Consider the following 5,773-nt stretch of genomic DNA (forward strand, 5'->3'; position numbering starts at 1 on the left):
GGAGCCGGGCCTCTTGGTCGCTTTTTGCCGCCCACCCCCGCCTCCGCGGGGAGGTTTTGTGCCTTTTCGGGTGGCGAGGAGGATAGGCCATGCCGAGATCAACCCGCCGCAAGGGCGCGGGCGAAGACCGTCAGCCCGGCAACCGGGTGAACCTCTACGACGCGGTGACCGCGCGAATCATCACCGAGTTGGAAGCCGGACGGCTCCCGTGGGTTCAGCCGTGGGGCGCACATGGTGGTAGCGGCCCCTGCCTGCCACGCAACGCACTCACCGCGCGCAGCTATTCCGGCGTCAATGTCCTGATCCTGTGGGGCGCGGTCATTGAACATGGCTGGCCGTCGCAATCGTGGCTAACTTTCCGACAGGCACAGGAAGCGGGTGGTTGCGTCCGCAAGGGCGAGCGCGGGCAGTGCGTCGTCTACGCCGACCGCTTCACGCCCGAGGCCGAGCGGGAACGCGCCCGCCGGACCGGCGATGACGCCACGACCATTCCGTTCCTCAAGCGCTTCACCGTTTTCAACGTGGCGCAATGCGACGGGCTTCGCGAGGGATTGGCGTCCGATCCGGCACCCCTACCCGAGCGCGAGATCGTGCCTGTCGCCGAGGACGTGATCGCGGCCTCGGGCGTTGATTTCCGGGTCGGCGGGACGCGCGCTTTCTATGCGCCCGCGCAGGATTTCGTGCAGGTGCCGCCGCAGCCCGCCTTCTTCGAGCAGGTCAATTATTACCGGACCTGCCTCCACGAGCTGACTCATTATGCCGAGCGCCGGATTATGCCGCATGGCCTTTTTGAGCGGGAAATCCCCGTCGATCAGCCATGCGACGGGTCGGCATAATCAGAGAGCCTCGAGCCAGGCGAGAAGTTCGTCGTCAGGCCTGAACCTGCCGGGTTTGGTCTCCGGAGCAGCAACGCTGGCCAGAGCTTTTTCCTTCAGCCGCATGTCAGCGTGGATATAGATTTGCGTGGTTTCGACGGATTCATGCCCGAGCCAGAGCGCAATGACGGACTGGTCAACGCCATGATGAAGTAGTTCCATCGCTGTACTGTGGCGCAGGGTGTGCGGGCTTACCCGCTTGCTGGTCAGGCTAGGGCAGGAACGCGCAGCGGTCAGACAGTGTTTGCGGACCAGATGTTCCAGGGCGTCACGCGAGAGTGGATCGCCACGGATGGAAGGGAACAGCGGTCCATCATCGTCACTGCGCCATTCTTTCAACCAGTTCTGCAGGGCCTTGGCAGTATCCCGACGAAGCGGCGTGCAACGTTCCTTTCGCCCTTTACCCAGACAGCGGATATGTGCCCCGGTGCCGAGGACAACATCCCTGCGGCGCAGACCGGTCAGTTCCGATGCGCGCAGGCCAGTTTGCAGGGCAACCAACAGCAGGATGTGGTCACGTCGACCGGTCCAGGTCGAACGGTCGGGCGCAGCCAGCAACGCTGCGATCTCGGGTCCATCGAGGAACGTGACACTTCTCTTCACATAGCGCTTGTCCGGCAGTGCGAGGATTCTCTGGCAGTGCAGCAGCCACTCCGGCTCGTTCATGGCGACGTAGCGGAAGAAGGACCGGATGGCAGCAAGGCGCGTGTTGCGGCTTCGTGCGCCATTGCCTCGCGCCGTTTCGATATGGATGAGGAAGTCGGCGATCACCTCGGCGTCAAGATCGGCGATGCCGAGGCGTGTCGGTGGTTTCCCCGAGCGGGCGGCGGCAAAGCGGACCAGAAGCCGGAACGTATCGCGGTATCCCGCGATCGTGTTGCGGCTTGCCTCCATCTGCGTGCAAAGGCGGTCGGTGAAGAAGTGCTGGAGCAGCGCCGGGAACGTCATGCCGGTCATGAGCATAGCTCCCGGTCTTGAGGATCGATGATCCGGGCTGACGCCAACTCCAGCAGTTCCGGAACAGCCTCGATATACCAGTAGGTGTGATCCGGCTTGGCGTGGCCAAGCCACGTGCTCAGCTTGATCATTTCGCGCGCAGGATCCTTGCTGGACTTGTACCAGTCGATCATCGTTCGCGCGGCGAAGCTGTGCCGTAGATCGTGGATACGAGGACCACGACCGTGGCGCCCCTCGGTCTGTGGCTCGCGCAGACCGATGCGTTGGCAGACATGCGCGAAGTTGTAGCGCGCGCCGCAATCCCCGAGCCTGCCTCCATCGCATTTGATGAAGAACGGAACCGATGGGCGCCCCAGCAACCGGTCCCTCCGGGCAACATAGGTGCGAAGCCGCTCGACCGCGGTGTCGTGGACGGGGAGCAGGCGCTCCTTGCCCAGCTTGCCGCAGCGGATGTGGACGAGGCCGTTATCGAGATCGACGTCGCCAGTATCGAGGCTCAGCGCCTCGTTGATCCGCATGCCCGTCACCGCGATCAACCCGAACAGGGTCGAGCAGGTCAGACCGCGGATGCCATAGATAGACGGCAACTGCGCTGCTTCTTCGATGATGGCGGCGATCTGCGCCTGGGTGAAGATATAGGGGTGCGTTCGGCAATAGCGGTAAGGGACCAGCCCACGGGGAAGCACTTCATGGGCAGCGTCTATGCCGTGGAGCCACTGGCTGAACACGCGTACCATGATGAAGCGAGCGCCCCATGTCGATCGCCTGGCGTTGCCGAACGCATTCTGCCAGCGCAGGAACAGGTCGGTTGTGATATGATTGACGCCCTGCTCATCGGCATATTGCACGAAGCGGCGCAGCGCCCTTTCGGCTGTGGCCAGGTCATATCCCAGGCTGCGCCTGACGCTGAGATAGCGATCGAGTTCATGAGCGAGACTCATTGTGCCTCTCCCGCTACCGGCCACGGTCTTGCGATCGAACGCAGGCCGTCGGTATCCAGCTTCGCATAGATCATCGTCGAAGCGCGCGACCTGTGGCGCAACATGTCGCCGATCTCCGCAAGGGACGCGCCGTTGCGCACCATGTTCGTCGCCAGGCTATGCCGAAGGACGTGCGATCCTACATACGGGCCGGGCGGTGTGACGCCGGTCGCGGCGAAGGCATCCTGCAATATGGTGTTGATGACCTGCCCATCCTTGAAGGGGCCATTTGGCGCCCGCAACGAGACGAACAGCGTCCGTGATCCCGATACGCGCTCCTGACGGATATAGGCTGCGATCGCTTCTCCGACATCCGGCGGAACAGGCAAGCGATCATGCCGCTGGCCCTTGCCCCGGACGAGCAACTCACCGGCGCGCCAGTCGATATCGTCAAGCTGGATGGCGATCACCTCCGGTGCCCGCAGCCCGAGCCGCGCCATCATCAGCAGCATCGCATGATCGCGCAGTCCATGTTTCGGATTGTCGCGAACCCATGCGAGCAGGACTTCGATCTGCTCGGGCGACAAGAAGCGTGGGAGCCTCGCATCCCATCGCTGGGCAACAGTCGGCACGCACAGGGCAAGGTTGGTTTCCGTGACGCCGCGCTGGAACAGATATTGAAAAAAGGTGCGCAGGTGGGTGGCGGCGGTCTTGTCGCGATAAGGGCCTTTTCTTCCAAGCAGATGCTGAAGGAAGGATACCGCATCGCCCGCGCTGATCGCTGCGAGATCGGTTTCGCGGCCGCCGAACCGGTGGTCGAGGAACCGGTCGGCGAAGCGCCAGGAGTGATAGATCGTGCGCGGACTTAGCCCCCGTTGCCGAACCAGATACTCTTCATAGTCGATGCGCAACGCAGCACGGGCGATCTGCTCCGGTGTTGCGACCGGGGCTGGCGTCACGCCGCTGGCGATCAGATGGGCCACGAAGCGCCGCGCGATATTCTGGCACTTGTTGGGTTCGCGCCGGTTGCGCTCGTCACTGCGAACCAACTCGGCCGCCTGTTCCATCGTCAGATCCGACGGCGATATTCCAGCCGCTTCGATCAAGGATACCAAGCGGTTCAGCAGGATACGATAGGTCTTCATCGTTCGCGGCTTGTAATTTTCGGCAGTCAGCCGGTCCATGAACGTGTCGATATGTCGGTCGAACAGGGATTGCAGATCGTTCGGCATTTTCGTGCTCCTTGCTATGGAAGCACGATCCGACCTTGCGGGCACCCCGACCGCAATATTATCGTCGGCCTGTCGATGCGGATTGCGGCATGACGATCACGATCTTCGTTGCGGACGGGAGGATATGAAGAAGGCGGACACTGCGCAGAGCAACAAGATTGCTCAGGCTTTGCTGGAGAAGTATGAGTGCCCCGTGCCGTATCATGAGGTGCGCACGCGCTTCCTGGGCAATATCGCGACACCCGCGATTTCGGCCTCGCCGCTCCAGATCATCAAGGCCCTTTGGGGTGGCGAACTGCCGCCCTTCGACAGCATCGAGGAAGTCAACGAACTGCTCGACGCTCTTGTGCAGGGGCTCTGGAACGACCTGACCCGGCATCAGAAGCGCAGCCAGCCATTCCGGTTAACCCGCATGGCCACGGAATCGACCGCGGCCGATCTGGGCCGATATGGCCTCGTTCGTCTCCAGGAACTGGACGGGTTTATCGAAGGGCTCTTCAACGGCGAGGAGGTCATCGATCTTCCCGAGCGCGCGCACGAGGCCGTCGACCGTCTTGCGGAGATGCGCGCCATGATGGCGGGCATCTGCGAACTGGTGTTGCGCGATCCCCATGCCGATGACCGGACGCAGCTCGACACGACCTTCAGGCACTTGCGCGAGTTGACCCGGATCATGGAGACAGAGGTCCATGAGGCCGTGCTGTCCTGCACCCGCGCGCGTCGTCAGATGGTCGATGGTATTCTCACCGAGAAGCCGACGGTGCATTGATATCCATGCTGGCCGAAGACCAACTCCGCGAGAAGCTGCGCAAGATAGAAGCGCTCTATGCCGGCGCAAAGACTGACGGTGAGAAGTCGGCCGCTGGCGCTGCGGCCGAGCGTATCAGAGGAAAGTTCGAGAACGCCAGCAAGCAAGAACGCGCCGAGGAGTTCAAATTCTCGATACCCGATCCCTGGTCCCGTCAGCTTTTCATCGCCCTGTGCCGTCGATACGGTATCAAGCCGTTTCGCTACACGCGGATGCACCGTCAGACCGTCATTATCCGTGCGCCGGCCAGCTTCGTCCAGATGACGCTTTGGCCGGAGTTTGAGGAACTGAGCAGCGCGCTCACGGCTCATCTCGACGAGATCACCACGAAGATCATCCGCGAGGAGGTTCACGAAGCTACCCAGGATGCCGACGAGGTACGCGAACCGCGCCAGCTACGATGAGAGCGTTGCCCTGGGGAGCACCCGCTTCGCCGCGACATCGGCAGGAATCGCCCCAATTTCGGTCGTTCACGAGGGACACTGTTTGCGATAAACAGACGCCATGCACCTGAACGACGCTGCCAATCTAATGACGCCAGCCTATTTGACGATACTGGCGAAAGGCTTCTCCATGCGCAGCAGCGGAGACCTCCTGATTGCCGAGCGAGCCGACGACCAGTTTGCCGCAGAGGGTCCTGTCGCTCTCCTCGGCGTGATCTCACTTGCGGAGGCGCGAGGCGAAAGATGGCAGGCCACAGCCGAGGAGATTACCGACTTCGTAGAACAATTCGGTTAGCTACAGAACGGCAGCTTCCCCACCAGAATGCGAAATTCCGCACTGGCAGCTCCCGCCAATTCCGGAAAATTCAGGGTAGTGAGACAATCTAGCTATGAAGTCGTGCCTGATTTTACCGTAACCGTCCGATTGCTACCGCGGTGTTCGGTCCTTGAGGCGTACGGCGAGCTCAGGGTCATCGATGAAAGCGTCAAGGAATTCGCGCCAAGTTTTGGTCGTGAGACGCGCTTCGCTCAGCATGTC

Annotated in this window: 6 protein-coding genes and 1 pseudogene; 4 read left to right on the forward strand and 3 right to left on the reverse strand. The window is 61.8% G+C overall.

Annotated elements, in window-relative coordinates; genetic code table 11:
* Positions 1 to 89 precede the first annotated feature (89 nt).
* Positions 90 to 755, forward strand: a pseudogene (locus EWE75_RS20860) (ArdC family protein); the annotation flags it as partial.
* An 81-nt stretch (positions 756 to 836) separates the two neighbouring features.
* Here the strand turns inward: EWE75_RS20860 and EWE75_RS20865 are convergent.
* The 3 genes from EWE75_RS20865 to EWE75_RS20875 are packed head-to-tail and all read right to left on the reverse strand — an operon-like array spanning position 837 to position 3,984.
* The gene (locus EWE75_RS20865; protein ID WP_130160025.1) at positions 837 to 1,832 is read right to left on the reverse strand and encodes a tyrosine-type recombinase/integrase; all 996 of its coding nucleotides are present in this window, start codon (positions 1,830 to 1,832) and stop codon (positions 837 to 839) included.
* Positions 1,829 to 2,773 (reverse strand): tyrosine-type recombinase/integrase, encoded by a 945-nt coding sequence (locus tag EWE75_RS20870; protein WP_130160026.1) that lies wholly within the window; start codon positions 2,771 to 2,773, stop codon positions 1,829 to 1,831. The genes EWE75_RS20865 and EWE75_RS20870 overlap by 4 nt, the downstream gene beginning before the upstream one ends.
* Positions 2,770 to 3,984: a tyrosine-type recombinase/integrase gene (locus tag EWE75_RS20875; RefSeq protein ID WP_130160027.1), complete on the reverse strand. Its 1,215-nt coding sequence runs from the start codon at positions 3,982 to 3,984 to the stop codon at positions 2,770 to 2,772. The genes EWE75_RS20870 and EWE75_RS20875 overlap by 4 nt, the downstream gene beginning before the upstream one ends.
* 124 nt (positions 3,985 to 4,108) lie before the next feature.
* Here EWE75_RS20875 and EWE75_RS20880 point away from each other — a divergent pair, with 124 nt between their 5' ends.
* The 3 genes from EWE75_RS20880 to EWE75_RS20890 all read left to right on the forward strand — a co-directional run bounded on the left by EWE75_RS20880 (position 4,109) and on the right by EWE75_RS20890 (position 5,530).
* Entirely contained in the window at positions 4,109 to 4,753 is a 645-nt protein-coding gene (locus tag EWE75_RS20880; RefSeq protein ID WP_130160028.1) for a hypothetical protein, read from the forward strand.
* Between the two features lie 5 nt (positions 4,754 to 4,758).
* Complete coding sequence (locus EWE75_RS20885) at positions 4,759 to 5,196, forward strand: hypothetical protein (RefSeq protein ID WP_130160029.1); 438 nt, start codon at positions 4,759 to 4,761, stop codon at positions 5,194 to 5,196.
* Between the two features lie 100 nt (positions 5,197 to 5,296).
* Complete coding sequence (locus EWE75_RS20890) at positions 5,297 to 5,530, forward strand: hypothetical protein (RefSeq protein WP_130160030.1); 234 nt, start codon at positions 5,297 to 5,299, stop codon at positions 5,528 to 5,530.
* The last annotated feature ends 243 nt before the right edge of the window (positions 5,531 to 5,773 follow it).

Source organism: Sphingomonas populi, assembly GCF_004208535.1.
GTDB classification, from domain to species: domain Bacteria; phylum Pseudomonadota; class Alphaproteobacteria; order Sphingomonadales; family Sphingomonadaceae; genus Sphingomonas; species Sphingomonas populi.

Coding starts and splice junctions, on each gene's coding strand:
- EWE75_RS20865 (WP_130160025.1), bottom strand. CDS start 1,832: ATGACCGGCATGACGTTCCCGGCGCTGCTCCAGCACTTCTTCACCGAC.
- EWE75_RS20870 (WP_130160026.1), bottom strand. CDS start 2,773: ATGAGTCTCGCTCATGAACTCGATCGCTATCTCAGCGTCAGGCGCAGC.
- EWE75_RS20875 (WP_130160027.1), bottom strand. CDS start 3,984: ATGCCGAACGATCTGCAATCCCTGTTCGACCGACATATCGACACGTTC.
- EWE75_RS20880 (WP_130160028.1), top strand. CDS start 4,109: ATGAAGAAGGCGGACACTGCGCAGAGCAACAAGATTGCTCAGGCTTTG.
- EWE75_RS20885 (WP_130160029.1), top strand. CDS start 4,759: ATGCTGGCCGAAGACCAACTCCGCGAGAAGCTGCGCAAGATAGAAGCG.
- EWE75_RS20890 (WP_130160030.1), top strand. CDS start 5,297: ATGCACCTGAACGACGCTGCCAATCTAATGACGCCAGCCTATTTGACG.